The 3355-nt window shown below is 55.6% G+C and carries 8 protein-coding genes and 1 pseudogene; all 9 read left to right on the top strand.

From position 1 onward, the window contains the following. Positions 1 to 151: pseudogene (locus tag DEO48_RS27265) on the top strand (DUF945 domain-containing protein); the annotation flags it as partial. After that, positions 151 to 393, top strand: a complete 243-nt coding sequence (locus tag DEO48_RS22930) for a hypothetical protein (RefSeq protein WP_109846390.1) — start codon at positions 151 to 153, stop codon at positions 391 to 393. The pseudogene DEO48_RS27265 and the gene DEO48_RS22930, both read left to right, overlap by 1 nt. A 28-nt stretch (positions 394 to 421) precedes the next feature. Next, the gene (locus DEO48_RS22925) at positions 422 to 907 is read left to right on the top strand and encodes an antirestriction protein (RefSeq protein WP_109846389.1); all 486 of its coding nucleotides are present in this window, start codon (positions 422 to 424) and stop codon (positions 905 to 907) included. Positions 908 to 917: 10 nt separating this feature from the next. Further along, positions 918 to 1397: a DNA repair protein RadC gene (gene radC, locus DEO48_RS22920; RefSeq protein WP_109846388.1), complete on the top strand. Its 480-nt coding sequence runs from the start codon at positions 918 to 920 to the stop codon at positions 1395 to 1397. 14 nt (positions 1398 to 1411) lie between these two features. Continuing rightward, the gene (locus tag DEO48_RS22915) at positions 1412 to 1633 is read left to right on the top strand and encodes a DUF987 domain-containing protein (protein WP_109846387.1); all 222 of its coding nucleotides are present in this window, start codon (positions 1412 to 1414) and stop codon (positions 1631 to 1633) included. Between the two features lie 23 nt (positions 1634 to 1656). Further along, on the top strand, positions 1657 to 2016 hold the full coding sequence (locus DEO48_RS22910; RefSeq protein ID WP_109846386.1) for a type IV toxin-antitoxin system YeeU family antitoxin: 360 nt from the start codon (positions 1657 to 1659) through the stop codon (positions 2014 to 2016). Between the two features lie 45 nt (positions 2017 to 2061). Further along, positions 2062 to 2439 (top strand): TA system toxin CbtA family protein, encoded by a 378-nt coding sequence (locus tag DEO48_RS22905; RefSeq protein ID WP_109846385.1) that lies wholly within the window; start codon positions 2062 to 2064, stop codon positions 2437 to 2439. Then, positions 2436 to 2927, top strand: a complete 492-nt coding sequence (locus DEO48_RS22900) for a DUF5983 family protein (protein ID WP_109846384.1) — start codon at positions 2436 to 2438, stop codon at positions 2925 to 2927. The genes DEO48_RS22905 and DEO48_RS22900 overlap by 4 nt, the downstream gene beginning before the upstream one ends. 29 nt (positions 2928 to 2956) lie before the next feature. Further along, positions 2957 to 3160 (top strand): DUF957 domain-containing protein, encoded by a 204-nt coding sequence (locus DEO48_RS22895; protein ID WP_109846383.1) that lies wholly within the window; start codon positions 2957 to 2959, stop codon positions 3158 to 3160. Positions 3161 to 3355: the final 195 nt, after the last annotated feature.

The raw sequence follows: 3355 nt of genomic DNA, 5'->3' as shown, positions 1-3355 counted from the left end.
ACAGGAGAACCTGCTGAAAGGCGGCCTGCCCGGACGTACCGCGAAGGGCAAACGCAGTCACACCCGTGCGGTTAATGGTATCGATGGCGACGTGAAACTCAACAGGGCGCTCTGGGTAATGGCGGAAAGTCTGCTGGAGACGCTGAAGTAATGCCGCGTATTCCCGAGGGCGCGATTCAGGTGGCGCCATATCCGCTTTCACTGACCTACCGGACAGGTTGCCGCTCCGTCTCTGATGACGACCTGTGCGCCTGGTGTGCACATCTTCTCTACCGACCCGGTGAGCTCAGCCTGTGCAGCTTAAGTCTTCCTGAAGGCCGCTGGCCATCACGCTGTGATGAGGATGGCTATGCGCAGTCCTGCCCGTCACGCCTGCTGAACCAGAACCCCTGACCCCATAAGTAAACAAGGAACAACTGACATGACCGACATTATCAACCTTAACGATACCCTCCCGTTACGTCCGCAATCTGCCGGTACCGATTCTGAACCAGCACTGACCGCCACGCTCATCTCGGACGAACAGCGCGTGGAATTCTGGCCGCAGCACTTCGGCAACATACCGCAGTGGATCACTTTAGAACCCACCGTCTTCGCCTGGATGGACCGCTTCTGCACTGACTACAGCGGGGGTATCTGGAATTTTTATACGCTCAGCAACGGCGGCGCGTTTATGGCTCCGGAAGCTGACGACAATACCGATGAACAATGGTCGCTGTTCAACACCCTGAACGGAAATGGCGGTGAGCTCAGCGCTGAAGCTGCCGGGATTACCGTCTGTCTGATGACTTACAGCCACCACGCTATGCGCACTGAATGCGACACCATGACGGATCACTATTACCGCCTGCGGGACTACGCGCTCAGTCACGCAGAATGCAGCGCCATCATGCACATCATCGACTGAGGTCAAAATTATGGAACAACAGTTACCGCTGTTTGCCGCCGCATTAGCCCCTGCCGACCAGCAAACCATCCGGGAAGCCTTAACCCTGCTGGAGTGTCAGCTACGCGAACCCGGCGCGTCATTTACGTCCAGCAATGCCGTCCGCGACTGGCTGCGCCTGCATCTCGCTCCTCTGGAAAGGGAAGCTCTTTCCGTTCTGTGGCTCGACAATCAGCATCGCCTGATAGCCCACGACACGCTTTTTCTCGGAACAATCAACACCATCACCGTGCATCCGCGTGAGGTCGTAAAGGCCGGTCTGAAGCATAACGCTGCGGCTTGCGTTATGGCGCATAACCACCCGTCAGGGGAGGCGGAGCCCAGCAAGGCTGACAGACTGATTACAGAGCGTCTGAAACAGACACTGGAGCTGGTCGATATCCGTCTCCTGGACCATCTGGTGGTGGGCGGGATGGAAATAGTCTCGTTTGCAGAGCGAGGATGGATTTAAGGAGCAAAATATCGATGAAGATTATCAGTAAGCGCCAGGCAATGGCGATATACCGCCAGCATCCGCAGTCCCGGCTGTTTCGTTTCTGTACCGGGCGCTATCAGTGGTCCGGCAGCGTCTGCCACTATGCTGGCCGTGAGGTGCAGGATATCTACGGTGTGCTGGCTGTATTTGCCGAGCGTCGTCAGGGCCGCAACGGCCCGTATGTCGTGTTGCGCAGCGTCACGCTCAATTAATTCACGTGTAAGGAAGGCAAAAATTGTCGAATAACATACCGCCTGTAAACCACGATATCGCCGAACCCTGGTGGGGGCTTAAACGCGATATCACACCCTGTTTTGGTGCCCGTCTGGTGCAGGAAGGCAACCGGCTGCATTACCTGAATGACCGCGCCAGCATCACTGGGACCTTCAGCGAGGCGGATTTACGCCATCTGGACCAGGCATTCCCGCTGCTGTTGAAGCAACTTGAATTGATGCTCACCAGCGGCGAACTCACTCCCCGCCATCAGCACAGTGTGACCCTGTATGCAAAAGGGCTTACCTGCGAGGCCGATAGCCTCGGCTCGCATGGGTACGTGTACCTGGCGATTTATCCGACACCCGTAACAACCGCGTAAAGCGTCTTACTCCTTATTTTTACCCATCAACAAAGAGATCCAGCGATGCAAACCCAACCACTCTCCGCCACGCGGGAGGCTTCATCACGCCCGTCACCCGTTGAAATCTGGCAGCAGCTCCTTAGCCACCTGCTGGACCAGCACTATGGCCTCACGCTTAACGACACGCCGTTTGGCAACGACAGCGTCATTCAGGAGCATATCGACGCGGGTATATCACTGTGCGACGCCGTGAATTTTATCGTGGAAAAGTATGACCTGGTACGCACCGATCGCCGCGGCTTCAGTGCAGAAACACAGTCGCCGCTTATCACCAGTATCGACATCCTTCGCGCCCGCAAAGCCACCGGGCTGATGACCCGCAACGATTACAGAACGGTGACCGACATCACCACCGGTAAATACCGCGAGGTGCAGCCATGAAGCTGTCCCTGACGGTAGAAGCCGATATCATCAACGTTCTGGCCCTTAACGGGGGCCGGATCGCTGTAGATATCGACGGTATGGAACTGGCCGACCTGATCAATGTGGTCTGCGACAACGGGTATTCGCTTCGCGTTGCTGACGAACCCGGAAAACTGGTCGTGGAAGATTCTCTACCACATGCAGCTCGTCTGAATGGGTTCCAGTATAGCACCGCGCACATCACCGGTGAGGATAACGCTATCTTTGAACACATAACCCTTCAACGTCACGATGGCAACAACGGCGACTGGATACTGTATACCGGCTACGGATTTATTCTCAGGCTGAATGCCCGTTTACATCCCGTGCTGGAACTAAAGCGGCTGGGGTTATCAAAGGCCTGTCGCCGGTTAGTCGTCACGCTGATGCGAAGCTATGCCATCCGTATCCTCAATCTGGATGCCCTCGGTGAACTGCTACCTGAATTTGCCACCTTCGACTGGTAACCCAGCCTCAATCACCACAAGGTTTTCACATGCCGGAATTAACCACCGAAGCAGCACTCAACATTCTGATTGACTGGCTTCAGGACAACATCGACTGTGACAGCGAGATTGTCTTCGACAACGATGAAGACCGGACGGATTCGGCAGCGATGTTGCCATCGATTGAAAAGGCGCTTAAGGACGTTCGCGATCTCCGCCATCTTCAGCTTTTGCAACAGGCCAGTACAGATTAGCCACCGAACCGTACTCATCACTCGCGTATAAGCGCCAGCCCTCACCGGCTGGCGTTTTTTAGCGATGTCGCTGCGACAGCGTCAGTGGGTGCCCGGTATGGAGATTGGGGGGCGTCGTTTGCTCGGTGCAGAATTCGCGAAATCCACGGTTTAACCTTGCGCCTTCGACACCACGGCGGAGAAGTAAATTTTACT

Source organism: Enterobacter sp. CGMCC 5087, assembly GCF_003144775.1.
In the GTDB taxonomy this organism is placed as follows: domain Bacteria; phylum Pseudomonadota; class Gammaproteobacteria; order Enterobacterales; family Enterobacteriaceae; genus Enterobacter; species Enterobacter cloacae_M.
Note: the sequence above shows the minus strand (reverse complement) of the source record. Positions and strands in the feature narration are given on the sequence as shown.